Source organism: Janthinobacterium sp. SUN100, from assembly GCF_030397705.1.
In the GTDB taxonomy this organism is placed as follows: Bacteria; Pseudomonadota; Gammaproteobacteria; order Burkholderiales; family Burkholderiaceae_D; genus Janthinobacterium; species Janthinobacterium kumbetense.
In genome coordinates this window covers 1-24,334 of record NZ_JAPUBU010000001.1, presented here as the reverse complement: position 1 = coordinate 24,334, position 24,334 = coordinate 1, and the positions used below count along the sequence as shown (strand labels likewise).

Below are 24,334 nucleotides of genomic sequence, written 5' to 3'. Positions count from 1 at the left end.
CCCTCACGGTCATCCCTTCAGCCCTACCACCAGGCCGCTTCGTGATTGCGCACTAACCAGGTTGATCGAAGCTTCTTCGGCAACGTCACAACAAGGCACCGCGATAGGCTCTTCGTACAGCAGGAAGATTGAATAGGTGATAAATCACTCTCCTGCGGTTCGCGGCCGCAGGCGATACATCGAAACTACCAGGATCGTAAATTAGCGACGGAGCGCCGCAAGGCCTTCTCCGATTTGACAAGCGTCTCTTGACGAGAAATCACGCGCGAGCAGTTACCCCCGCAGGGGCCGCCCGACATACTTCTTCACTGACATACCACTCAATTCGACCGCAGGGCGCGGCCGATCAACTTCGCTTCGATAGACAGGTTACGACTGCAACGGCATACCACGCTTGCCAGCGCCACATTTGGAACGCGATGTTCCTGGAAGTGGGGTCCAGACAGTCGTCACAGAATATGATCAGTTTTTTCGAATGTCAAGCCGATTTTCGGCACTGAAAATTTGTGATTGAGGTCGAATTTATTTGGTAATCGCATCTGACGAGGATTTCTCCCTATGAAGAACGCCGCGTGGCCATTCCTCTGATTGTAAATGGTTTTGAACATGGGAACGGACTGAGCCAGGTACACAGATGAGCAACCAAAAGACGTCCGCGGTGCGACGCAATTCCAGCGCAGATGCGATGCGATCTCACGCCAGCATGCACCAATATAGCCGCGCCGCAGCGCGATTCCAGCCGGCCCCCAGCACGTCTGGAATCGTACTCACTACAAATTCTGCTAAAAAAGCAGGGCTTTTCCCATGGAATACGTACCACCCCACTATTACTGTTGATCACTTGCAGCAATCAGGAGGACGAAGTGGAACCCATCGTGCGAGCCGTGGATATTGGCCGAGGGAATACCAAATTCATTGCAGGGGTCAGCGCTGGTGATGTGCGCTGCGCGATGTTCCCGTCGCAGGCCCACCCATGTGAAGCAGTCTATGAGCAGGAAGCCTGGGGAATGAAACGTCGGACCGTCTGCGTCCCAGTCGACGATCTGAACTATGAGGTCGGGCCGGATGCTCACCTGGCATCCGACATCTTCAATGCCAATGTACTGCAGCATGACAGCTACAGTGCCACGCCTGAATATCTGGCTTTGCTACTGGGTGCACTGCATTACATGCGTCTCGACCGGATCGATCTCCTTGTACTTGGTCTGCCGGTGGCCACGTATAAACTCAAGAAGCAGGTGGCGGCGCTGGAACGCCGCGTGACCGGTGAACACATCCTGGCGGAAGGCAGAAAAATCACGATCGCGCGCGTCAAAGCAATTGCGCAGCCATCCGGGGCCCTGATGTACTGCGGGCTGACTCATGGGCGCCTTGCTCAGATGCGCAAAGAACGGAATCTGATCATCGATCCAGGTCGGCGGACGTTTGACTGGCTTGTGACGCAAGGCATGCAGCAAATTGACAAGCGCAGCCATTCGGTACCGCGTGGCATGTTTGACGTGCTTCACTCGATCATCGAAGGCATCAGCCGAGCCACCGGCTCTCACTACCGCGAATATGACGCGATCGATTTGGCGCTACGAACGGGAAAAAAGCCGGTCATCTTTCAAAAAGAATACGACATTGCCCAACACCTGCCACTCGCGCAGAAGATCCCGGAGCAGGCTGTGGCCGAGATGCTGCACTACGTGGGCGACGCTGCCGACATCAAAAATATCATTCTGGTCGGCGGTGGCGCCTTCTTCTATCGCAAAGCATTGAAAACCGCATTCCCGCATCACGAGCTGCAAGAACTCAAGGATCCGATCTTCGCCAACGTTAAAGGTTTTCAGTATGCCGGCACGGAACTAGCCAAGCAGGCCGACGCTTCGTCGACTCGGACAGATGGTACGGATCCGCTCAACATGGCGACCTAAACCATGGGCACACCTCTTACCATCCGCTTAAGTGTAGAACTGGAACGCGCGGACAACCCTCCCCTGTATGACGATCTCGTCAAGTTCCCAAAGGGGCCACGCCGCGTGAATCGCCTGCGCACGCTGGCCTATGCTGGACTGGTAGTACAGCAATGCGGACAAACCACATCAGTCATAGAGGCACAGTGGCTTACCAAGCCAAGTACTGGACCAAACACGCCGGGGCAGGATGCCGTCGTCGCCTTGGCATCGATGGAGCTTTTTGGCCCGTCAAGAAGCGAATAGGAGTCGAACATGGAAAACGAAGAGCTACCTCGTATCAGTGCTAGCCAACTGGCCGAAATGGGGTACTGCGAACGCAAGATCGTTCTGGCCGACAGGTTTGGCCCACGCTGTTCGCCCAAGCGTGAACAGGCACGAGCCTATGGAGAGCTGCAACACGTGAAATTCTTCATCGAAACGTTGGAGGTGAATGTCGTGCCGTTAGGGGCCACAAGTTTGCGAGAACAGTTGTCCATCCAAGCCAACGCATCGTCGCAACGAACGACCAAACGCCCAAAATGGTTGTACAAGATGCTACCAAGATGGCTATCGGCGATGCATAAAACAAACTGCCAGGTAGCGCAATCTGTCCGAGCAAAGTTTGTAAAATTATGCGATCGACTGTACCGGTCGCGACGGAAAAAAGTGGCGACGAGGCGTCGTCGGCGTCCTCACCTTGTATCTCGTACCACCGAAAAAAGATGAGCATGTCGACTTTTCTATCGGCGCTTTTGCATATAGGTGGGGTACTTCTGCTGCTCTGTCTGGTACGGGGAGTAAGAAGACATGTGATGTCTCGAACGCGACCGTGCTGGTTCCCGGAGGAACTGCGGTACGCCAGCCTGGCTTACGCAGAACAAACCTTTACGCTCAACTCCCCCATTAAACTGATCGCGCGTGTTGATCGGGTCTATCGCCACAAAGGAAGACTCACATTGATGGAATACAAAATTCGACGTGTGGAGCGTGTTTTCATGTCGGACGTGATCGAACTTTCGGTGCAAAAGATGATCCTGGAATTGGCAAACGGAGCCAATGTGAACAATTATGGATTTGTCGTTGTGGAGCGCCCCGACAAATCAGGCCGCAAAGCGATCAAGGTTTTCTTGTTAGGCATTGAGCAAATCAAAGCGCTCCATCTCCGGCGCTTGACAATATTATCCGGCGCTTCATCCGTTCGTTTTTCGGAATCAGCATCCCATTGTCATCATTGCGAATACATACAGGAATGCAAAAACTTGAGATAGCAACAGCCAACATAAAACTTCGTTGCTCCACAACATACACGTAGACAAATTTTTTGAAAATTACATTTCAACATCCCCTGAACTTAATCATATTACTGTGCATACGACACTCATCGCTTTTTTATGTTGTCACACATTACTATCCAAGCTGGATACGCGAACCCCCACATCGTAAATACCCACATGAGGAAAGTAAAGAACCAATGTCTCGCAAAATATGGAAAATTGACTACATGCCATACCCAAGCCACAGTCCCGACAAAAACAATAAACAAAAAAATCAGGACGGATACAAACGTCTTCATCATGGCCTCCTAAAAATTTTACTCAATAAATACATAGCCTTAAAATAACTCTCATCAGCATAAATGCCACTCTTTTGACAATCTAAATTTCTCTAATTTTCATGAATTTTTCTTAGACACAGGCAATTCAGAAGAGTTCCAAAATTCTCGAAAAATATTAATATCAATGAATTCAATTGCGATCTCACAATACCCCATCTATTCAGCGAAGACTTAATTTCCTGAACAACACTCCAATGACTCCCCCCGAAATATTTCAAAAGGTATCGCACCATGATGGCGAAAAAAATATTCAATACGCCATATAAAACGTCCTCCATGTAAATATTGATACTTCGCAATAAAATTTCCAATGATTACCGCTAAAGTATCTGGCAATACAATGGCGACGGAAGACTCACGAACTTCTTTGACGGCGAGCCCGTCGCTCTGGCGGCTCTCATTGGATTGACGAACTTTCGCCAGATCAATTCCATGTTGTGGTTGAGAATGACATGGATCCGGCGCGCCTGCTGTGGCTCGTCAACCGTATTGGCGAGGCCTTGTTACGCAAGAGCGTTGCCAAGTGCCATACTGGTTGACCCGAATGCAAGTCCTTCGTCTCAACACTCTCATCAAGGCATGGACGTCGCCCACCCGGCGCCACTAACTTGACAAGGACCACCATGACTAGCTGTTACTTTCTGTCGAGGCGGTGCGTCTCGCGGAAAGCCATGTCGATCGCGGCTTTCAGTTCGTGGCTATGGCCGGGCACATACGATGGCCAGGGCACGAAAGGTGTCGAGGACATGATGCCTAGCGAAATCGAAACGGGGCAGCGGTAATCCGCTCCAGTGCTGGTTAGGCGCACCAGAACCATCTGCTCGCATCGGATGTCTTTCACACCGAGCGCGTCAGCGGCAGCCTTTCCGGAGTTGTTCGGATCGCTGAAAAATGTCACGTGGTCGACGGCTGTGCCGGTCATGTATCCCCCCAAGACCACGAACGCCAAGCTCAAGCCGGAGCTCCATCCTGACTTTGTTTTATCGCTGCCACTGCGGTAAATCGAGTAAAACTTCCATCCGAAGGTGGCCATGCTGAGAAGGCCGGATACCAGCACGGCCATCGGCACCCAGTTGCGCACGTCCCCAGGCACGCCTCGGCTGTTAAGCGGAGAAAGGTAGGCTGCGTCCAGGAAGAGCAGCATCAAGCTAAAGAGCGCGAGCACGTGGAGGATCGGCTGGCGGCCGCTCATGAGCGATCGGTACACCGCGATCATGTGGGCCCATCCAAGTAACGTCATGGCGAATAGAAATGGCATGGTAAATTGATTAGGTATTGTGTCCAATCGCCAAAGGCAGTTGCGAAAACGGTCCCCTTCTCATGCTTTGGACCGTTCCTCTTTGCGGAGACGATGCAACGCCGATTTGAAGCCCGAAATTGACAAGTCGAAACCCTGGTCATTCAGGGTCAGCAACACTTTTTCCAGAGTGACGCCTGATTTCAGCGTGGCCTCAACCACAGGGAGGATTTCACGCAGGCGCGCAGTATTCGACTTGCCTTCATTCGTTCTGCTCAATTCGGTTAATGCATCCACGATATTTTTCGGTGGTGTATGGCCCATCCAATTTCTCCTACTGATCGTAGCTATTTGATTCGTTGCCGCCGAAACCTAAGCGGTCTCTTCGGGATGCCGCGCCGCGGTCATCGCTCGCGCGGCATCCAGCGTCGCCGTGGGCCAAATCGGCCTGTCGCACAGTCGCTGCGGCGATGCCAGGAGCGACCAGGGCGAGAGTAAGTCCGCCGGCAACATTCTCGTCCGACTGGGGGTATGGTCGTGATACCCAGCCGATACCATGCCACCCAGTCCGGTCCGGCCGCTCCCGCCTGAGAATGGCTCCCGACTTAGCGCCATCACACCGCTCGTCGTTACTGTTAACTCCCTCGGTGCCAGGAAGCCATACAACGCGAGTGCCGGTGCCGTCGGTGGCCGTCTTCTCCACGTCGTTTTTGAGGCGCTTGAATTTTTTCAGCATCTCATCATCCAGCGGCGCACCATTATGGGTATGCTCGAGCAGTTCCAACAGTTGGTCCCCTGTTGCATTGAGGGTCTCGATGCGGGATAGGCGAAGAAGCTTCGCGACTTCATCCACTGGACACCGGCCGGCCCAGTACATGCGGTAGTGCTCGACGATGTCGAGGGCGTTGAGCACTTCACGCACCTGGCGACGAGCCTTACGCGACAACGTGCGTCGGTCGTGCGCACGGTAAGCCATGTACGCAACACCGGCAGCCGCTGCGATACCACAGGTCCCAAGGGCCAGGCCGCTCCGGTGGTTGCCCACCCACTCTACCAGCCGCGAAAACAAGCTGGAGCTATTCTCCTCTTGTTGAGCTGGACGATCAAACATCGTATCGATAAACCGCCACCCGAATACTGTTGACAACATTATCGGTACCGCAGCAAATAATTTTTCCGCTGTCGAACGGCCGGTCATAACGCGAAAAACCATCACAACCGTGTATCCCAGGCCGGCCAAGCATATGACAATACTGAGAATGTCCAATATCTGCCACATCTCCGAACTAACCCCACCCCGAGCGGATGCAGCTAGCGGCTGGGCGATCACGGGATCAGTCACCAGCAGGAGCAGCGACAGGTTTGCTCGCCTACTCATGTTTGTCTCCGGCAATCTGCCCTGAGGAAGTCGGCTCCACCATCAACAGCCCCAACTCGGCGGCCTTGGCGGCGAATATCTGCAAGACGCAGTTCAGGATTGAGGGCCGCGCGCGCACTCGCCATGTCGCTCAAGGCAGCAGCAGTCGCCTCCTGACGATCGACCTTGCGATCGAGTGCCTCGAAATCTACGCCGGGGTTCTGGCCAACGTTGCCGATGGTGCGCGCCGCCTTGGTTTTGGCCTTGGCAACCTTGCTACGCGCTTCAAGCAGGGTGGCAGCCGTATCGCGCTGCTGCTTCTGCATGCGCAGCTCGGCAAGTTGCTGGTTCAGCACGGTGAGCGATGGTGCCAGGTCGTTGGCATTCTTCTCATACGCCTGCGCGCGCTCCTCCGCCAGCACCTGGTTATTGATTGCGCCCAGAGCCTCCTCGCGGCGGCCTTCGTTGGCCGCTGTCCGGGCGACTTGATCCCACTTGGTTGCGTCCTTCAAGGCGGTTTGATGGTCCTTTCTCATCAGACGCAACTCGGCGTCAACGGCAGCTATGCTGTCCTCCGCCTTGCCAATTTGTTGCTGCAGTTCGCGCACACCCTGACGAGCCGTGCGTCCGACGTCACTGTTGTTATCGACGGCATCATGCAGAGCGCCGGTCAGTTGTACCCAGATGTTTTTCAGCAGTCCAAACATGTCGATTCCCTCCTAATAACTAGCATCTGTACTTAGCTATAGTTGCATCCAATGTGCATCCATAGCGAATCCATCGTGCATCCCACTACCTGCAAAGTCAATCGTCAATCCTGTGTAAAAACCATGCTCTTTGCGATGGATCAAAGCTCACTTTCGTGTAAGAAATCTAAGGACGTGAAACCGCAGCGGAAGGGAGATAAAAATGAGGGCGGAGCTTGGGTCTCTACCTTGATATACGTCTCGTCCATCCGCTAGCTGCCACTGTAGTGGTTTAATGTACCCGGACACTGATTTAGGCGAGAATGCTCGCCATGGAGAGGTGTTTGATGAGCAAGCAAAGACGTACGTTTTCCCCTGAGTTCAAACAGCAGGCAGCATGCTTGGTGCTGGATCAAGGATACAGCCACGTAGAGGCAAGCCGGTCGGTCGGCATCGGCGAATCGGTGCTGCGCCGCTGGGTGCAGCAGCTGCAGTTGGAGCGGCAAGGCATCACGCCGCAGAGCAAGGCAATGACGCCAGATCAGCAGCGAATACAGGAACTCGAAGCACGTATTGAGCGTCTCGAGCGGGAGAAGTCCATTTTAAAAAAGGCTACCGCGCTCTTGATGTCGGAAGGGATAGAACGTACGAGGTAATCGATCAGATTTGTGGTGACGAATCAATCGAGTTGATCTGCGCGGTGTTCGACGTAGCGCGATCATGCCTGTATGCGCATCGGGAGCGCGCCCGGCACATTGATGTTGAGCGCATGGCATTGCGTGGCCGTGTGCACGAGCTGTTCGTCGAGAGTCGCAGTTCGGCGGGAAGCCGCAGCATCATGGGCATGATGCGCGAGGAAGGCACGGCAATTGGCCGCTTCAAAGTCAGTCGTTTGATGGAAGAGCTAGGGCTGGTCTGCAAACAGCCTGGCAGCCATGCCTATAAGCAGGCTACGGTGGAACGGGGCGATATTCCGAACCACCTCAACCGTGAATTCACAGTGGAGGCGCCAAATCAGGTCTGGTGCGGGGACATCACCTATGTCTGGGCGCAAGGCCGATGGTATTACCTGGCTGTGGTGTTGGACTTATTTGCTCGCCGAGCGGTGGGCTGGGCATTCTCGCTACGACCCGATGCCGACCTTGTTGTGCAAGCGCTGGAAATGGCTTACGAGCAGCGAGGTCGACCGCAGAGGCTGCTGTTTCATTCGGATCAAGGTAGCCAGTACGCCAGTCGAAAATTCCGTCAGCGCTTGTGGCGCTATCGGATACGACAGAGTATGAGCCGTCGGGGAAATTGTTGGGATAACTCCCCGATGGAACGGCTGTTCCGCAGCTTCAAAACTGAATGGCTGCCGTCAACTGGTTACATGACGGCACAGGAAGCACAACGGGACATCAGCCACTACCTGATGCACCGGTATAACTGGATACGACCACATCAGTTCAACCAGGGACTGGCACCGGCCGTCGCCGAAGAAAAACTTAACGTAGTGTCCGGGATGGGTTGACCACTACATTCATACGTCGTTCCGGTACCGCCCAAGTTGATGCCGAGGTTCGCCGGTGGTTGCGTTCACTAACTGTAGCGCAGCGAATTGATTTTATTGTAGATATGTATAGCCACAACTACAGATATGCGGTCGCGCTAGTCCGGTCGTCAAAGCTTCCAAGCGACGACGTCACACGACTGCTGGAGCAATGGCTGCTTTCATCGAGCCACAACGCCAGTCGCGGATTGATTGAGGGGTTTGTGCCTATGATCGGCGAAGCCAGGTTTTGGACGATTGCTGCAAAATCTAAGGTGACGCCTACCATGGCGGAGTTCCTGAACTTTCACGGCCAAGAAAAGTTGAACCTTTATCGCGCTGCACTGACCGAGAAGGCTTAATGTTTGAGCAAAAACCTAGCTTATACCGAACGTCCGCAACGAGGCGGAACTTGCCAACGACGGCAATCGGCCAGAAACAGACGCTGCGCCAAAGCACACAGTCCCCTCATATATAATCGTTGTATGGCACATTCATGGACAATGATTGGTAAATGACTACTCTAAAAATTGGTGAAAAAATCAAGCTGATAAAGATAAATCTTGAGGGAGTCACGTATCGCGATTGGATAAGTGAACGCGACCCAATCCCAGGAGATATTGCAAGAGTTGAACAAGTTTTTAATAGCGATGTCACTACATATCACCTTTGCTGCGAACCAGAGCCGGGGTTTATCACCTGGGGCGTAATGATCCTCGAACCATTCATCGAGTATGAAATTATGTGTTAAATGCACACTGGACATTCTTTGCTGCTTTCCGCGAACCCAAGAGACGTCTGCTTTGGGGGAGGAAGCGGACGAAGCCGAATAGCGCTCTGAGGCGCTGCCAGTAGCTTACTCTCCTCCTCCATAGTTCTTGAAAGGTGAAAGATCGATGGATCGTATTGGGTCGCTAGGTGTCCCGCCAGCCGCCTGGTGCGCGAAATCGTCACTGCCTGATCCACCAATGAGATCGGGTCTGGCCTGTCTATCCCCCTGCCCTGCAGAGACTCCTGCCGCGCGCTAGCATAAGCTCCTTGAGCTTCGGCGGGTTCCTGCATTAACGTTCCAGCAGCAAAACGCCTTGCGACCGCAATCTCGGGTTCCGCGGGTCGCGGAGCAATCGATTCGGTTCTTCTTTCGCATCATTTCCGCTCTGCAACGATGCATTTAAGTTAAAGTGTTGCGTTGATCAATTGAGTCCGCAGCCAAAAGCGGTCCTTCAACGGTCAAGGGCTAAAGGGAAAAATGAAAAATCTCATCTTGGAAAAAACCGATCAGGTCCGCTGGTATACCAACATGCGCGACGTGTTCGAGGCCGCCAACATTGCGCCGCAGGACTATGACTGGTACGTCAGCGACATCGAAACGAACTGGAGACCACCAGGTTTCTCGCCGGATGATCAATGGTTCACTGGTGACGAGCTTGCAGCCTTCCTGCATGCTTATGAGGTCCAGTTTATCTGGGCAGTATTCAGCGCGGTACCTAAGGGGCTTCGTCCGATACCTGCTCCCGCGCCATACGTCGAGGACAATCCGCAGTATTGGGACGGTACGGAACCGGAGCCGCAACTAAAGGGTGCGTTGTTCGAGATCGCGTGTTGGGACAGCAGTGGAACGATTCTGATCAACCTGCCTGAACAAACCATTCATTCGTTCTTGACACGATACCCAGACGCAAAGCCGTTGGCGACCGCGCGTTCCTGATGAGTGCTGAAACGTCTGCTTTGGGAGCCGAAGCAGACGGTGCCATTGGGGTAAATCACTGCAGGTACCTACGGCACACATGATCCATCGTTCTTGGCTGATGAAAATCCGATGGAGCGCCTGAGGGGCCCGGGCGCCCTACCAGACGCTTGCTGTGCGATCTCGCGGCTGCCTGATCCACCGACGAGGCCGGGTCTGGCCTGTCTATCTCCCCTGCCCTGCAGAGACTCCAACACCGCTCAAGCAAGAGTTGCTTGGGCTTCGGCGCGTTCCTGCACTCACGTTCCCATGGCAAATGCATTGCGACGTTAATCTCGGGTTTCGGGTGTCGCGGCGCAACCGATTCGAGTTCTCTTTCGCATCATTTCCACTCTGCAATGATGCATTTAAGTTAAAGTGTTGCGTTGACCGATTGAATCTGCAGATGCGGAGCAGACATTCGGCTATTCGGCCGCGTTCTTCAACTCGATTTTCATTTTGAGCCGCTCCCGACTCCTTCCAACCGCACCTGTATCAATTCCAGTAAAGCCCGAACCCGCGTAGTCACGGAATGACGATGGCTGTACACGCCAAGCAATTGCAGCGGCGCAGGGCACAGGTCCAGCGGCACTTCCTGCAATCGGCCTGCGGCAATATCTTCCTGGCATGGATAGGCCGCCACTATCGCAAAGCCGATGCCTTGCCGCGCGCCCGCCAATGCCAGTTCTCCGCTGTTAACGCGATAGCGGCTACGCACGGATACCTTCACGATTTCGCCAGTGGCGTCGAGAAACTGCCAGGGCTGGCCCTTTAACGCACTCAAGGTCGTAATGCAAGGCAATGACCTAAGTTCGCGCACTTGGCGCGGTATTCCAGTTTTGGCTAGCAGGGCGGGCGCCGCGACCACGATGCTGGGCAGCGTAGCGAGTTCGCGGGTGATGAAGGTACTGTCATCTTGGCGCCCACGATGGAAGACGATGGACAGATCCATGTCTTCTCGGAGAGCTTCCAGACCAGTCAGGCGCGTGTCGCATTCCAGTTCGATGCCGGGATGGAGGCTACAGAATTCGGCCAGGATAGGAGCTAGCAGCCTTGGTGCTTCGCCTGGCATGCACATCCTTAGGGTGCCACGCAGTTCACGCTGCACTGCGCCAAGCTCTTCCTTGGTGGAGAGTAAGGCGTCGAGCAAGGGTTTTGCGCGTTCGTAGAGTAGCCTGCCAGCTTCCGTCATGCGCAGATGGCGGGTGCTGCGTTCCAGCAGGCGGACGCCCAGCATGCGTTCCAGCGAGGCGACGTGGCGGCTGACGTTAGAGGATGGCAGGGTCAGCAGGCGTGCCGCGCCGGCAAAGCTTTGTTCATCGACGACCGCCACGTAGACACGGACGGTATTCAGGTCGAGGGCATTGCGCATGATTATCCCGATTAAGGTATGAAATCTGCCCATTTTCACATACTAGTACTCCACAGTGGCGGAATTTAAGATGCCGTCTCGTCCGATGAATCGCCGTCGGCGGCGCGTCGGGACGGATTGAATAGGAGAGCTTCAGCATGGAAATCGGAATACTTGGCGGCGGCATTGCAGGGTTGAGCGTGGCGCTTGCCTTGAGCAAGCAGGGGTACAGTCCCCGCGTATATGAACGCCGGTCGGGACCTGCGACGATGGGGGCTGGCGTTACGCTCTGGCCCAACGCCGGCTTTGTGCTAGAGGAACTCGGGCTGCTGCAAGACATCGCTGCAGTGGGAGGCCGGCCAGTGGCCATGCAACGCCAGGATGCCGCGGGCAATTCTTTGGGGGGCATCGATATTGCGCTGCTAGACCGGATTATGGGACATCCGACCCATACGATTTTGCGCCGGGACTTGCAGGCGGTACTGCTGGATCATGCGGCACAGGCCGGGATCCCGGTAGAATTCGGACATCGGGCAGTGGCGATCGACCTCGATGCTGGCGGCAAAGCCGTGGCGCGGTTCGAAAACGGGGTAAGCATTCGTCCGGATCTGCTGATCGGCGCCGATGGCCGCATGGACTCGGTGGCACGCGCGTTCGTCGCGGGGGACAACACCCCAGTTTATCAGGGCTTCGTGAACTGGGTGGGGGTGGCGCAGGCGGAGAGTGCATTGGTGCGCGATATCGCGATTCAGGATTATTGGGGTTCGGGTGATCGCTTCGGTTGCGTTGCAGTCCGGCCGGATTTGGTCTACTGGGCGGCGGCGCAGGCACGGCCATTGCCGGGGGCCGCGCCCGCAGCGGATATGCGGAAGGAGATTGAGGATCTGTTCGCGCGATGGCCGGAGCCTGTCACACGCATCATCCAGGCGACACCGGCGCATGCCATCCGACTGATTGCCGTGCACGACTTGGAGCCGCTGCACGTGTGGAGCCGGGCCAATGTACTGCTCGTGGGGGATGCGGCGCACGCGCCGTTGCCGACATCTGGCCAGGGCGCCTGTCAGGCGCTGGAAGACGCCTGGCATCTGGCGCGGTGTCTGGCTGGGACGGACGGCTGCCTCGACGCAGCCCTGCTGCGCTTCGCGGAGATCCGCGGGCCGAAGACAGCGAAGCTGGCCGAGCAGGGTCGCGTTTTCGCGCGCGGTCTGTTTGCCACTGATCCTGAAACCTGCCGCATTCGCAATGAGCGCGCCAAGGCGTCCGATCCCTTGCGTGACGTGCATGCCTTGGCAGCCGGATGGGCGCAGGGTTTGCCGATGGCCGGCTGCACGGACGGCACGCCGGTGGACAGCGTTGGCTCCGGCAGTCTGTACCGCCTCTGAAAGACTGTGCCAATGTAGACACCGCATGGCGTCTCAGGCCGCGAGACGCCTCACTACTGAGCGAACCGGGCATTTTCGGACTGAATCGCCATCAGTAGCTTAGGCTCTCCTGATCCATACTTCTTGAAAGATGAAAACCCGATGGATCGTGTTATGGCCTGCGTGTCCTGTTAGGCACCTGGTGCGCATTCTCGTAGCTGCCTGATCCACCGACGAGATCGGGGCAGGCCTGTCTATCTCCCCTGCCCGGCAGACACTCCTACCGCGTTCAAACACAAACTGCTTGAGCTTCGGCGGGTTGCACTAAACACTTTGCGGCGTTGTAGCTGAGGTCTTGAGGGGCGCCGGCTTTGACTTGATACGTTGGCGGTGCCAGCGGTTTGGGTTTCACCCCCACGGCCGGTCAAGGCGTTTGAAGGTCGATCGGTACTCCAACGCATCGTTCTGGTCGCGTTGCATTGGGGCGTGCGATCACATTGCCCTCCTCTGCTGATTGGCACGGGCCGATATAGATCGGGTTATATGCCAGGCCTTGCAACATAGTTTGATCGATGAGTGGGCGACCGATACGCCCCGTTCCGCCATGATTCCTTCGATGTGCCGGTAGCTCCGCAGGTAAGCCACATACCAACGAATGCATACCAAGATCAAGCCGATCACAAAACGCATCCCCTGGACGTTAGGCATGTCGATTCCTCCAGCGTTCAAATACCTTGTTTCACTTGATCGGCCTGCCGACGAGCACTAATGCTTCAGAACCAAACGGACGCCGGTCATTTTTGGCCCAGTGACAATTCAAGAGTTTTTGGCAATATTTATACCTCACTATGGGTGGCCCTTAGTCATGCCAGCGAGTTCAACGGTTGGACCAGTATCGCGACCGCATGCTACTTGCATTGTATGCAATGCTCGCATTGACGATGGTTCCCCTCAGTTAAAAAACAAGTTGTCTTTATCAGGAGAAGTCAGAATGGGATTTTTTGATGATGCGCTCAGTACTATGGGCCAAAGCTTGGCGCAGTCTGCTTCGGGATATGTGCAGGGAGTTACTGGGCCGGTCGTTGGCAACATGCTCAGTACGCTCTTCGGGGGGGAGCAGTCGACAGGCGGGGCTAATCTTGTTCAGCTGCAGACCGACGTCCAGAGCGCCAACCTTAAGGCATCAGACATAGCACTGCTAAACGGTCAGTTGGCGGCGCAAACGACAGAAATCCAAAACATCGGAACTCAGTTGACTGCACTATCCAGCGCTGTGGCTCTCATCCAGAGCCAAGTACAAGCGATGAAAATGGTTCTTGGCAAAATTGCCCAGGCTCAGCTCTTCCAGGCGTGGCAGGCAGTGGATATTGAAATGACCACAGCAATCAATAAAATTCATTCCGACTACAGCATACTCTCGGGTTTTACCGCGAATTACGCGAATACTTCAGGGAGTCAGGTGAAATCGGTCATGGAGGAGCTGCAAGTGAATGGGCCGCTCGATGCGATGAACTTGATCAATGCATTTATTCTCAATGGCGGAGGTCAAAGTCAGGGCGTGCTTCAGCTCTGGTCGGCAATGGTGGCTCCGCTCGTCCAGAACGGCCTAATGGATTATCGGGAAGCTGTGGATCAGTACACCGCTTATTACATGAAGCTCGTTAGTGCACAATTGCTCGCGGCGAACCTCTTGGTGGAGGTCAGCAATTACTTCGCCATTAATGATGATCATACGGCAGCAATGAGTGCATGGAGTGGCTACAAGACATGTGTGCTATCTCAAGAGGCCGAGTTTATCCATTGGCTTGTCCCACTCGTTTATTCCGGCGTAATGGCTTACGCTGCGGTTATCCCACCTTATATCAGCGGCCCTGGGTACACCTATTATGAGGCAGCGATGCAATTGCACCCTGGTCTCCAAGCAATGCCGGGCGACGCTGGTGGAGAAGGTTACTATGCTCCGACATCGATTTTTGAAAACGCGGAAGCAATGCTGGCAACTCTATCGGTCACTGATCCTCATGACCGACGGCTCGTCGTCCACATGGTGTTCTCTGACGACCAATATGGCACGTTTAAGACCCCTATCGACGCGAACCCAATCACGCTCACCTTCAGCGGATCCTCCACCGTCACGCCTACGCTTGTAAGTAAGTTCGGCTACACTGGGTTTCCGGTCTTGTTTCCAACTGGCACCCCAGATCAGAATTTTTTTAACGGACAATACATGCACCTGTATCGGCATGTGTATGCGCAAGACAAGAACAACCCTACCGCATTGCAAGACGGGTCGTATCAACTGACTAACCTGAATGGCAAGCTTCCTGCAATGCAGACTTACGCCGCTGGTAACGAAAGGCCACCTGCACCTGCCGTCAGCTTTCAGGAGACAAAAATCCTTAGCTATCTCCTGAATGTAAGTTCGACCAGCAAGTTTGACTTTATGAACTTTGGTGCTTACATGGTCAGCCAGGTCTGAAGCCACCGATGGTCGCCAGTGAGGGAGCTAAATTGCTGTTTGTAGGGCACTGGTCGGCTGGCGCCGGCCTTACTCGCGTACTTGAACGGCTCGCACTCGAATGTGCGCGTGAGGCCGACGTTCGCATCCTCGGTTTGGTCCCCGCAGGCGGCTACGGTGCACCGGCACCCACTGGCATCACCGTTTGCGAGGTGCCGCAATGTGGGAACCGGTTCGCAATCGACCCCACGTTGCTGAGACGTCATATCACAGAGTTTAGCCCAGGAACCATCGTCGTGATGGGGCCTGCTTTTCTCGTCGCATTCCTGCTGGATGCCCTTCAACCCTATCGCGCATCGGCTAGCGTTGTCCTCTACCTGCCGGTGGAAGGGGAACTCGCGAGCCCGATTCCACTAAACCTGCTGAAACTGGTGGACATTTGCATCCTCTACACCGAGGATACCCGAGCCCGCATGGCGGAAATTGCAGAACAGACTGGCCATCGATCCACAGCGGCAATTGCCGTGCTTGGCCATGGGGTTGATACCGTGGTCTTCTCACAGTTGAGCCAGAGTCGAGCGGTGGTTAGACAGAAGCTATTCCCAGACAGTCCACACCTGCACGACGCATTCATCGTACTCAACTCAAACCGTGATTACCATCGCAAACGGCTCGACCTGACGATTGAGGGCTTTGCTGAGTTTAGCCGAAACCGACCTGACGCATACTTGTATTTGAATGTGTGCGGACTCAGCCCGCAAGGGCGTGGCCAAATCGAGAAAATAGTCAGCAAAGTGGGGGCAACTGGGAAAGTCCTTATCAATCAACTAAACAGCAACGGTACTCCGCTGCCGGAGAAGACGATGAATCTTCTCTACAACTCGTGCGAGGTGGGCGTGACCACCTCTATGGGCGAAGGCTGGGGACTAGGGACGTTTGAGCACGCTGCTACTGGTGCTGCGCAAATCGTCCCAGACCATACCTCTTTTCGTGAAAATTGGCGCGGTGCCGCTGCGTTGCTGCCGCCCGCGGATAGAGTGCCTGTCTTTTATGAGTATAGCAACATGGTGGAGGTACGTGCACATGACGTCGCTTGCGAATTAGAACGGCTCTATAGTACGCCAGATTTGTTGAGCCGTATGTCGCGAGCGGCATACGAACGCGCAAGAGAACTTAGGTTCGACTGGAGCGAAGTTGGTCGTCAACTGAGGATCATTCTCAATGTTGAGGGAGCTGTAGTTTTCCCGGAAGAGCTGCCTCCAACTGAGCGTTTGGGCGGTTCGCCTGGATCCTGTGGAGGTTACCTAAACGCTTTCAATGACTCGTAATCCGAATGGTGGCGCAGGTGCTGGAACGCATCCGGGCTAGCCGATTCATACTGAGCAAACGTGTAGGCCGCTTAGTGAACGATGGTCAATGGAGCAGATCCATTTGCAGTACTGAGGCATGGAGAAACGGAGAATTTCACTGAGGCGAAAATCACAGCGCTGTTTGACACCCTGCCACACTTGACCGAAGACGATCCGTACTTACTGAGCCGGAATCGGGACGATCGCAAGGCAGCCGGATTGATGATTTTTCCGCTCAAAGAAAGGATCAAGAGGGCTATCCCATCAGCAGATAACATCACCGATAGCTGGAGAATGTACATGTCCTCAGTTCGAATGGGACACCACCTATGTACATCAACGATATTTTCAAAAAATCAATATTATTACATTTGAATAGTTTGTCTTTAGTAGAAACATGTTGGATTTGTACTTCTTATATCTTGGAGCTACCAACCAGACCTCAATTTGAGATACCAGACTCAACCATTCAACCAAGTCGAAAGGAACAAGATGAAATCCCAGATGCGTCTTGCCACAATGATCGTTTTGCTACTGTCTGCCTCCACCTGCGCTTTGGCGCAGACTCCAAATCGATGCCCATCGCTGGCGTTTTATGGCAATGCCGCCGCCAGCGGCCTCTGCAAAAGCCTAAGCCCTGCTACGCAAAACCTGCAAGTGTGCGAATTGACGGCCGCACAACCCGACGTTCACTTGACCTTCGGCCTCCAGCCAAATGGCGTGAACCCGCCCACCCCTCTCCACCTGACAGTGCGTACTCAGGCCAACAACTGCGAACAGGCGACCAATATCGTCCGGAACGCTGCCGGAGCGTTTGTCGCGCAAAACAACGCCCTGCTCTGTGGCGTCAACCCGGTCAGCTATGTTCAACGCATGAACGCTCAAGCGATTGTTCCGGGGGCCAACGGTCAAAGCGCTTGTCGCACAGCATTCATGAACGCAAAGGCGGGCGGTAAATTGACGCCCGCAATGGAGCAAACCTACCTCAAGGCTTGCAACACCGGGGGCGCAGCGAATGCCGCATGTCCGTGATGTGAAACGGCAAGCACCAAAAGCGACAAGAAATGAGCTGCATTCCGAGGGCGAGCGAAGGCATTTTGAAAGGCTAGCGAGTGTCTAGCAGACCCGTGGCGATTCATTCAACAAATAATCTACAGTCTGAATCGCCGCCAGTTGCTTTGCCTCTCCCGCCCCATAGTTGTTGAAAGATGAAAACCCGATGGATCGTGTTGGGACCTGGGTATTCTGCTAGGCGCTTGGCACCCTCGGCTCGCACCGTGAGCATACGGCGAAGTGGCTTAAGTCGTACGACGCCTAACGCGCGTAGGCCACGACGAATCGTTGCTTCGCACACGCGCATACCGCAGCGGTGATGAAGCTCGTCGGCAACTTCCTGCAAGCTGGCCTGGGCGCGCCCCAGCACAATTTCGTGCAAAACTGCGATATGCTCAGGCTTTAACGTTGCTGGTCTGCCGTCAGCGCTGCTTGACGACGCAGTGCTGCCAAGTGAATGCTTGGTTGCCATGGCATGCCCCCTCTACATCGGGATAGCATGCCACAACTCCGTTGTTGATTTTGTCTACACCCTCTAAATCGCTGACACATGCTGCCGCTGAACGACACAGCTGACAAGCTCCATTTGGCTATGAAATGGGGAAATTATCAGCTGGACTCGCCATCCACAATAGCAATCTCACCAGCGAAACAGTATCCGACTGAATGCACGGTACGGATCGGGATATCAATGCCGGCCTGGCTGACGATTTTTGCACGCAGGCGACGCACCAGTGAATCGAGCGAGCGGCCGCTATGGTAGTCGTCGCGCTGATACAGCTTGGTTAAAATAGTCTTTTTTTGTACCGGCAAACCAGGCTTGCTTGCCAGTAATTCAAGAAACATCAATTCCTTCAGGCTGAGTGCTACCTGGGCATCCTGGGCAAGATGGAGTTCCCATTGTGTAGAGAAAATGGTCCACCGGTCCGGGGTTTCCTGCACTTCCACGGCCGTTTTCTGTACGCGCTGCGCGATACTGACTATCACCGCTGACAACTCACGGCAATCCACGGGCTTGACCAGATATTGGTCTGCGCCACAGTGATAACCTTTGAGCTTGTCCTCTATCGCACTACGCGCGGTCAGGATGATGACACCCATATTGGTATTGGCTCGTACATATTCGGCCAGTACGTAACCTTCCTGATCTGGCAGGCCAACATCGATCACGGCTATCTGACAATCGCATTTTGGCAAAACCTGATAAAACTCAGCCGCGTTGCTGGCTGCAACGATATGCATGCCATTCAGTTCGAGCCATTCCACCACGCTATCGCGTAAATCCTCATCATCTTCTACCAACAACACTCTAATTTTTGATGGCACCGCTTTGCGTCTCCTTTATAGGCAAAGGTAAGGTGATTGTGGCCGAGGTGCCTCCTTCAGGACGATTCACCAGAAGTATGCTGCCTGCATGCAGCCCAATGATACGCCGTACCAGATACAGGCCGATGCCGCTGCCGGCGATGAAACCGGTACGGCTGCCACGGAAATACTTGCCATATACCAGATCCAGCTCATGTTCCGGAATACCGGAGCCATTATCCTCTACGGTGAGGAGCAATGTACCATTATTTTTTCTCAACTGAACACTGACAAGCCCATGTTTGGGCCCATATTTGATCGAATTATCAAGCACGTTCAAGAATGCAGTCTTCAGCAACTTGCGATCCCCATGAAAGACGACGGGTTGCGACGAGGTAAACTCAAGTCGTGGCGCGCGCTCGCTCCAGAAATGGGAGGCTTCTTCGATGACACTGCGCAGAAAGTCTGGCATGAGGATAGGTTCGTGGAGGATATCCGTATTCCCGTCGCTATTTTGATCCCTCCGCAGCGCGGTTTCCGCCACTTCAACCAATCGCAAGACTGCGCGCTGCATTTTTTCGAGATTGGAACTGAAGTGGCGGCCGCTGGACCGCTCTTTATTTTGCAGAATGTCCAGATTCGTCCGGATGACAGCCAGTGGTGTACGGTATTCGTGCGAAAACATCTCTACAAAGCGTGTCTGATTTTCCAGCGCTTCCTGCTTGGATTCCAATGACAGCAACAGTTGATGTTTGATGCGCTCAAAATACAGCAGCAGCAAAGCCGGGAAAAATAACAAGGTTCCGGCGAGAGGCACCAGATAGACGGCGACTATATTGATCTGGGACATCAATGCAGCGCTGAGGTCGGCAGGTTTGTACAGTAATATGACGATGCGCAAAATATGTGCGGTAATCAGCATCAATAAACCGACCATCGCCATTTCTCGAGCATAACCAAGCTTGCCGGAAGACGCTTCCGGGTTTCGTGCCAGTAAGGTTTGCAGGCACAGCACAAAAACCAGAATCAGGCTGGCACTGCTGATAATGGCGCGGGAGGAAAACTCCGCCTTGCTTTCTATTAATACAAAATACGAACATGCAAACACGGCAACGAGAAAATACGCCCAGCGGCTTCTTTGTTTCCCCAAAAAAGCTCTCAGCCCGACCCACACGACGATACAGCCAGAAAACAATAGAGTATTCCCCACCATTAACATCAAGCCTGGCGGACGGAAAGCGTTAAATATAATGACCGTCATTCCGACAGCGGTCAGTAGGCCAGACATGGCCCATAGCCGCGTATAACGTTCGGTGGGTGCGGCAAAATAGACGCCAATCATCGTTGCCGAAATACATAACTGTGTAATGGACAAGGCGATGCTGGCTGTTTGATGATCCATGGAGACAGTTTGTTCGGGTAAGGAATGGGAAACTCGCCAGCTTAAGCGGAGGCCATTTCAGATGCTTGAAACAGCCTCTCGTCTTTTCTTTGAATGAATACAACAGGCAGCGCGTGTCGCCATTCTTCGATGATTTCGCGCGGCAACTCCATACTGGCAACAACATATCCAGGGAACCAAATATTTATTACATTTTACCAGATCGAAAAAGGTCAAAAAATCAGAAACCCTTGCTCGCAACCAGCCAGGCACGCACCGATGACGGCTTGGTCAACATAGACGGTGCCGCACCCAGACGAGTTGCCACGGAAACGCTCGCCCGCCACTGGTCGGGGCCAGCCCAGTTCAGGCCGATGCCGGCGCCAGACAGGGTGGCGCTGTTCTCTGCCGTGGTCCAGGGATGGCGGTTGACTTTGACATAAGCACAATCGATGAAGGCCAGCACTTGCCATTTTCCGAGCAGCAGCGGCTCCAGTTCATGTCGCAGCTCCACCGTGCCAGCATAACCGGTGTCGCCGGAAATCGCGCCGCTGTCATAGGCGCGGACAGTATAGGGACCACCAGCTGTCATTTTTTCAGCAGAGTCAAGATTGCCGTCGGCCCATTGTCCACTCAAGTTGATATATAGCGAGTCACGGAGCGTCAGCCCCTGCAAGCGGGCGATATTGGCATTCCACTTCGAATATCCGCCACCAGTGCGTGCGGTAGCGGCATCCGCCGCTGCAGCTGACGGATTATCAAAACCACCACGCCCACTTGTCCAGCCCAGACTTGCAATGCTCATGCCGCCACCCAGCAGGCCATCGCGCAGGTCTCCGCTCACGCTCGCTATCCAGTTATGCAATTGCCGGTCGGTATGCAGGCTGCTGACATCGACATGATCGCGCAGATTTTTAGCGTCGTATTGCAATTGCGCATAGAGGTTGTATTGCTTGGTGCGAAGCAATGGCTGTTTCACCCACAAGCTGGCAAGCTTGGCGGTACCATTGGCATCAAGCGCACGGGCGGTGCCGCCTAGCTTGTAGTGCAATGCAGAATAAGCTCCTCCGATCCGGGTCCCCTGGCCGTTGAGTAAGGTATCGTATCCCACCCGGCCATAATTCATGCCCTCCCCCGTGCTGATGAGGTTGACGCTCAGGATATCGCCATGATGAAACGGATTGACGATATTAAAGTTGCCGCTCAGGCGAGTGCGCCCGATATAGCGGTTACCGTAATTGTCCACCGCAATATTTGCCAGCGGAACCCGGTTGTAGCGCGCCTCGACGTCCATATCGGCCGTGCCTACTACCGAGCCCGGCTTGAGAATCGCGTTCACGCCAACGCCCGGCACATCGGACAGCAACAGCAAGGCACGATTGAGTTCGGCATCGGCAATCAATTGCCCGCCGCTGAGCGGAGCCAGGCTGGCATGGAGCAAGGCGTCGCTGACTTCGCTACGATTACTGAGCCGGACTTTGCCGTAGTGTGCCTCGACGACTTGAATGAGGATAACGCCGTCGATGATCGACTGGACCGGAATGATGGCCCGCGTCATGGGAAAGCCATGGTCCTGGTAGTACGCCGTGATGCGCCCAGCCACCTCGTCGAGTTGCGGCAAGGTCAGGCTTTTACCCTCCTGATCGGCAACCAGCGCGTGCAGCGTCTGTGTCGAAAACGCGGTATTGCCGTCGATACGCAACCCTTTCACTGGAATCGGTTGCGAGGGCGGCAAGCTGGCATCGCCTTTCGGCTTGACTTCAAGCGTCGGCGCATTCGGCTTCACGACAGCAGGAATTGCCGGTTGCAATTGCTGCAGAATCGAACCGGCATTCGGCGTCGTTTGAGGATCGGCGGCATAGGCGTCGAGCGGTACTAGCAACAATGCGGCATACAGGGGCTTCATCAACAAGGGCTGCTTGAATAGGGTGGTCATGTAATTTCTTATTCCGTGATGCTGGTGGCGACGAGCGGCAACTGTATGCCGCCATTTTGAATTTGCAGCGTCGGCGCAGGCGTGCCGAATCCTGTCGCGGTAATGAGCGGAGGCGCGCTGGTGCCTTCCTGCGCACGCGCGGCATCGCCACTGCCGGCGCCAGTCCGCTGCACCACCAGTGTCGACGATAAGTTCAATGCTTGCGGCTGCGCCGAGGCTTGCGGCGCCAATACGGACGACTGCACTTGCGTTACCACGCTCTGAATCTGCTGCATCTGCGTGGCGCTGACATTCACGACCGGCGTGTCTGGCACAACAACAGGCGCGGCCTTGATGTTGGCGAATGCGCGCTCTTGTCCGGTAATGCGGTAGTTGCCGATATCGGCCCCGCCATAAACACTGCTCAGATTCACTGCCTTGCCGTCGCCGACGGCCGTGTCGGAGAACTGGCCGGTCGAGGCAATCGTAATCACATCCGAACCGAACTTGCCCGCCAGCGTGGCATTGCTGGTGTTGACCGTGGCTCCCGTGGTGGCGTCATACACTTTATCGGCCGCGGTGATGCCGCTGACCGTAATCGATGCTGGCGTAATGTTACCGGTGAGCACGGTTCGCTCGACGATAGTGTAGTTGCCGGCATCAACGCCGCTCAGCCCGTAACCGCGAATAGTCACCGATTTGTTGGCACCGACATTTTTGTCCGCGAAGTTGGCAGTTTGCACACCACCCAGGGAGACGAGGTCGTTCCCCATGACGCCAGCCAGACTGGCGGTGCCGTTCAGTGCCGCCGAGGTTGTGGCATCGTAGACCTTGTCGGCGACAGATACACCCGTCAGTGACAAATCGGCCTTGAGTATGGTCGCGGTGACGCCTGTCGGCTGCTTGACGGCGTAATTGCCGGCATCGGCTCCCGTCAGGATGTAACCAGACACGGAAACTGCCTTATTGATGCCGGCATCCTTACTGGCAAAGCTGCCGACCCCCTGCCCTCCCAACGTGACACGGTCGCCCATGATCATGCCGGAATACGCCACGTTTGTGGCATTCAGGCTCGCCGTCGTCGTCGCATCATAAGTTTTATCCATGGCGCTGATACCCGACAGCAGCAGCTCAGCCTTGCCGATCGTCGCCGTCAGGCCCGTCGGTTGCGTGACGACATAGTTGCCCGCGTCGGCGCCGCCCAGGCTGAAGCCGGACACGTTCACTGTCTTGTTGGCGCCGGCATCCTTGGTTGCAAAGTGGCCGACACCCTGGCCGCCCAGAGTGACGTTGTCCCCTGCGACCATGCCGGAATACGCCACGTTCGTGGTATTCAAGGCCGCCGTCGTCGTCGCATCGTAGGTTTTATCCAGGGCATTGATGCCCGTCAGGGTGATGCCCTTGGCGGTCACCGTATAGCTGCTGCCTGCGGTGCCCAGCACATTGTAGTTGCCCGCCAGGCCGCCATTGCCGCTGCTGCCCAAGACCAGGCCGGCGGTGCTGTCCAGCGCCGCGCCGGTTTGCACATTCTTGCTGGCCAGGTTGGACGCGTCGCCGGCACCGGTGACGCTGAAGGTCTGTCCCGCCACGCCGCTGGCCGTCAGCGTGCCACCCGCCACGGACGTCCCGCCATCGTAGGTCTTGCCGCCCGACAAGATCAGGTCGGCCTTGTGGATGGTGGCCGTCACGCCGGCCGGCTGCACCAGGTTGTAATTGCCCGCATCGGCCCCCGTCAGCGCGTAGCCGCTGACGGTGACGGTCTTGCCGGTGCCGGCGTTGGCGTCGGCAAAGCTGCCGCTGCCCGTGCCGACGACGGAGACGACGTCGCTGAGCAAGGCGTTGACTCCGGCCGTGCCATGCAAGGTTGCGCTAGCGCTCGCATCATAGGTTTTATCCGCGGCGCCGATGCCCGACACCGCCAGGTCGGCCTTGTCGATCGTCGCCGTCAGGCCCGTCGGTTGCGTGACGACATAGTTGCCCGCGTCGGCGCCGCCCAGGCTGAAGCCGGACACGTTCACTGTCTTGTTGGCGCCGGCATCCTTGGTTGCAAAGTGGCCGGCACCCTGGCCGCCCAG

20 protein-coding genes and 1 pseudogene are annotated in these 24,334 nt (G+C 55.2%); 11 read left to right on the top strand and 10 right to left on the bottom strand.

Annotated elements, in window-relative coordinates:
- The first annotated feature begins 863 nt into the window (after positions 1-863).
- The 3 genes from O0881_RS00105 (at position 864) to O0881_RS00095 (ending at position 3,205) form a co-directional block, all read left to right on the top strand.
- Complete coding sequence (locus O0881_RS00105; RefSeq protein WP_289909461.1) at positions 864-1,916, top strand: PRTRC system protein D; 1,053 nt, start codon at positions 864-866, stop codon at positions 1,914-1,916.
- A gap of 294 nt (positions 1,917-2,210) precedes the next feature.
- Positions 2,211-2,663, top strand: a complete 453-nt coding sequence (locus O0881_RS00100; protein ID WP_289909460.1) for a hypothetical protein — start codon at positions 2,211-2,213, stop codon at positions 2,661-2,663.
- Positions 2,660-3,205 carry a PD-(D/E)XK nuclease family protein gene (locus O0881_RS00095; protein WP_289909459.1) on the top strand — a complete coding sequence of 182 codons (546 nt, stop codon included), beginning with the start codon at positions 2,660-2,662 and terminating at the stop codon, positions 3,203-3,205. Before O0881_RS00100 ends, O0881_RS00095 begins: the two co-directional genes overlap by 4 nt.
- Positions 3,206-4,186: 981 nt before the next feature.
- Here O0881_RS00095 and O0881_RS00090 read toward each other — a convergent pair.
- The 4 genes from O0881_RS00090 to O0881_RS00075 are packed head-to-tail and all read right to left on the bottom strand — an operon-like array spanning position 4,187 to position 6,853.
- Positions 4,187-4,810, bottom strand: coding sequence for a hypothetical protein (locus O0881_RS00090; protein ID WP_289909458.1), 624 nt, complete (start codon positions 4,808-4,810; stop codon positions 4,187-4,189).
- 60 nt (positions 4,811-4,870) lie between these two features.
- On the bottom strand, positions 4,871-5,113 hold the full coding sequence (locus tag O0881_RS00085; protein ID WP_289909457.1) for a hypothetical protein: 243 nt from the start codon (positions 5,111-5,113) through the stop codon (positions 4,871-4,873).
- Between the two features lie 10 nt (positions 5,114-5,123).
- Positions 5,124-6,167: a hypothetical protein gene (locus tag O0881_RS00080; protein ID WP_289909456.1), complete on the bottom strand. Its 1,044-nt coding sequence runs from the start codon at positions 6,165-6,167 to the stop codon at positions 5,124-5,126.
- Positions 6,164-6,853, bottom strand: coding sequence for a PspA/IM30 family protein (locus O0881_RS00075; RefSeq protein ID WP_289909455.1), 690 nt, complete (start codon positions 6,851-6,853; stop codon positions 6,164-6,166). The genes O0881_RS00080 and O0881_RS00075 overlap by 4 nt, the downstream gene beginning before the upstream one ends.
- A 326-nt stretch (positions 6,854-7,179) precedes the next feature.
- Between O0881_RS00075 and O0881_RS00070 the strand changes: the two genes are divergently transcribed.
- The 4 genes from O0881_RS00070 to O0881_RS00055 all read left to right on the top strand — a co-directional run bounded on the left by O0881_RS00070 (position 7,180) and on the right by O0881_RS00055 (position 10,068).
- Positions 7,180-8,342, top strand: a protein-coding gene (locus tag O0881_RS00070; protein ID WP_289911430.1) for an IS3 family transposase whose coding sequence is annotated in 2 segments (ribosomal slippage) — positions 7,180-7,435 and positions 7,435-8,342 — 1,164 coding nt in all. Because the reading frame shifts where the segments join, the coding sequence is not laid out codon by codon here.
- Complete coding sequence (locus tag O0881_RS00065; protein WP_289909454.1) at positions 8,339-8,722, top strand: hypothetical protein; 384 nt, start codon at positions 8,339-8,341, stop codon at positions 8,720-8,722. The genes O0881_RS00070 and O0881_RS00065 overlap by 4 nt, the downstream gene beginning before the upstream one ends.
- Positions 8,723-8,874: 152 nt before the next feature.
- Positions 8,875-9,111, top strand: coding sequence for a hypothetical protein (locus tag O0881_RS00060; RefSeq protein ID WP_156894846.1), 237 nt, complete (start codon positions 8,875-8,877; stop codon positions 9,109-9,111).
- 498 nt (positions 9,112-9,609) lie between these two features.
- Positions 9,610-10,068, top strand: coding sequence for a hypothetical protein (locus O0881_RS00055; protein WP_289909453.1), 459 nt, complete (start codon positions 9,610-9,612; stop codon positions 10,066-10,068).
- 472 nt (positions 10,069-10,540) lie between these two features.
- On the opposite strand, the gene O0881_RS00050 is transcribed toward O0881_RS00055, so the two are convergent.
- Complete coding sequence (locus O0881_RS00050) at positions 10,541-11,458, bottom strand: LysR family transcriptional regulator (protein WP_289909452.1); 918 nt, start codon at positions 11,456-11,458, stop codon at positions 10,541-10,543.
- 137 nt (positions 11,459-11,595) lie between these two features.
- On the opposite strand from O0881_RS00050, the gene O0881_RS00045 reads away from it, so the two are divergent.
- Positions 11,596-12,819 carry an FAD-dependent monooxygenase gene (locus O0881_RS00045; RefSeq protein ID WP_289909451.1) on the top strand — a complete coding sequence of 408 codons (1,224 nt, stop codon included), beginning with the start codon at positions 11,596-11,598 and terminating at the stop codon, positions 12,817-12,819.
- A 546-nt stretch (positions 12,820-13,365) separates the two neighbouring features.
- Here O0881_RS00045 and O0881_RS00040 read toward each other — a convergent pair.
- Positions 13,366-13,506 (bottom strand): annotated as a pseudogene (locus tag O0881_RS00040) (IS6 family transposase); the annotation flags it as partial.
- Between the two features lie 283 nt (positions 13,507-13,789).
- Between O0881_RS00040 and O0881_RS00035 the strand changes: the two are divergent.
- The 3 genes from O0881_RS00035 (at position 13,790) to O0881_RS00025 (ending at position 17,637) form a co-directional block, all read left to right on the top strand.
- Positions 13,790-15,277, top strand: coding sequence for a hypothetical protein (locus O0881_RS00035; RefSeq protein ID WP_289909450.1), 1,488 nt, complete (start codon positions 13,790-13,792; stop codon positions 15,275-15,277).
- An 8-nt stretch (positions 15,278-15,285) separates the two neighbouring features.
- Positions 15,286-16,584, top strand: a complete 1,299-nt coding sequence (locus tag O0881_RS00030; RefSeq protein ID WP_289909449.1) for a glycosyltransferase — start codon at positions 15,286-15,288, stop codon at positions 16,582-16,584.
- A gap of 513 nt (positions 16,585-17,097) precedes the next feature.
- Positions 17,098-17,637 carry a hypothetical protein gene (locus O0881_RS00025; protein ID WP_289909447.1) on the top strand — a complete coding sequence of 180 codons (540 nt, stop codon included), beginning with the start codon at positions 17,098-17,100 and terminating at the stop codon, positions 17,635-17,637.
- Positions 17,638-18,267: 630 nt separating this feature from the next.
- On the opposite strand, the gene O0881_RS00020 is transcribed toward O0881_RS00025, so the two are convergent.
- From O0881_RS00020 to O0881_RS00005, 4 genes are all read right to left on the bottom strand, one after another.
- Positions 18,268-18,960: a response regulator transcription factor gene (locus tag O0881_RS00020; protein WP_289909445.1), complete on the bottom strand. Its 693-nt coding sequence runs from the start codon at positions 18,958-18,960 to the stop codon at positions 18,268-18,270.
- A gap of 7 nt (positions 18,961-18,967) precedes the next feature.
- Complete coding sequence (locus O0881_RS00015) at positions 18,968-20,365, bottom strand: HAMP domain-containing sensor histidine kinase (protein ID WP_289909443.1); 1,398 nt, start codon at positions 20,363-20,365, stop codon at positions 18,968-18,970.
- Between the two features lie 220 nt (positions 20,366-20,585).
- Complete coding sequence (locus tag O0881_RS00010; protein ID WP_289909442.1) at positions 20,586-22,280, bottom strand: ShlB/FhaC/HecB family hemolysin secretion/activation protein; 1,695 nt, start codon at positions 22,278-22,280, stop codon at positions 20,586-20,588.
- Between the two features lie 8 nt (positions 22,281-22,288).
- A partial coding sequence (locus tag O0881_RS00005; RefSeq protein WP_289909441.1) for a YDG domain-containing protein occupies positions 22,289-24,334 on the bottom strand: 2,046 nt, incomplete at its 5' end.

What these genes read in the sequence shown, in the direction of transcription:
- O0881_RS00025 (WP_289909447.1), top strand. Translation starts at nt 17,098, where the DNA reads ATGAAATCCCAGATGCGTCTTGCCACAATGATCGTTTTGCTACTGTCT.
- O0881_RS00095 (WP_289909459.1), top strand. Translation starts at nt 2,660, where the DNA reads ATGAGCATGTCGACTTTTCTATCGGCGCTTTTGCATATAGGTGGGGTA.
- O0881_RS00060 (WP_156894846.1), top strand. Translation starts at nt 8,875, where the DNA reads ATGACTACTCTAAAAATTGGTGAAAAAATCAAGCTGATAAAGATAAAT.
- O0881_RS00075 (WP_289909455.1), bottom strand. Translation starts at nt 6,853, where the DNA reads ATGTTTGGACTGCTGAAAAACATCTGGGTACAACTGACCGGCGCTCTG.
- O0881_RS00090 (WP_289909458.1), bottom strand. Translation starts at nt 4,810, where the DNA reads ATGCCATTTCTATTCGCCATGACGTTACTTGGATGGGCCCACATGATC.
- O0881_RS00080 (WP_289909456.1), bottom strand. Translation starts at nt 6,167, where the DNA reads ATGAGTAGGCGAGCAAACCTGTCGCTGCTCCTGCTGGTGACTGATCCC.
- O0881_RS00045 (WP_289909451.1), top strand. Translation starts at nt 11,596, where the DNA reads ATGGAAATCGGAATACTTGGCGGCGGCATTGCAGGGTTGAGCGTGGCG.
- O0881_RS00035 (WP_289909450.1), top strand. Translation starts at nt 13,790, where the DNA reads ATGGGATTTTTTGATGATGCGCTCAGTACTATGGGCCAAAGCTTGGCG.
- O0881_RS00050 (WP_289909452.1), bottom strand. Translation starts at nt 11,458, where the DNA reads ATGCGCAATGCCCTCGACCTGAATACCGTCCGTGTCTACGTGGCGGTC.
- O0881_RS00015 (WP_289909443.1), bottom strand. Translation starts at nt 20,365, where the DNA reads ATGGATCATCAAACAGCCAGCATCGCCTTGTCCATTACACAGTTATGT.
- O0881_RS00085 (WP_289909457.1), bottom strand. Translation starts at nt 5,113, where the DNA reads ATGGGCCATACACCACCGAAAAATATCGTGGATGCATTAACCGAATTG.
- O0881_RS00100 (WP_289909460.1), top strand. Translation starts at nt 2,211, where the DNA reads ATGGAAAACGAAGAGCTACCTCGTATCAGTGCTAGCCAACTGGCCGAA.
- O0881_RS00010 (WP_289909442.1), bottom strand. Translation starts at nt 22,280, where the DNA reads ATGACCACCCTATTCAAGCAGCCCTTGTTGATGAAGCCCCTGTATGCC.
- O0881_RS00030 (WP_289909449.1), top strand. Translation starts at nt 15,286, where the DNA reads ATGGTCGCCAGTGAGGGAGCTAAATTGCTGTTTGTAGGGCACTGGTCG.
- O0881_RS00055 (WP_289909453.1), top strand. Translation starts at nt 9,610, where the DNA reads ATGAAAAATCTCATCTTGGAAAAAACCGATCAGGTCCGCTGGTATACC.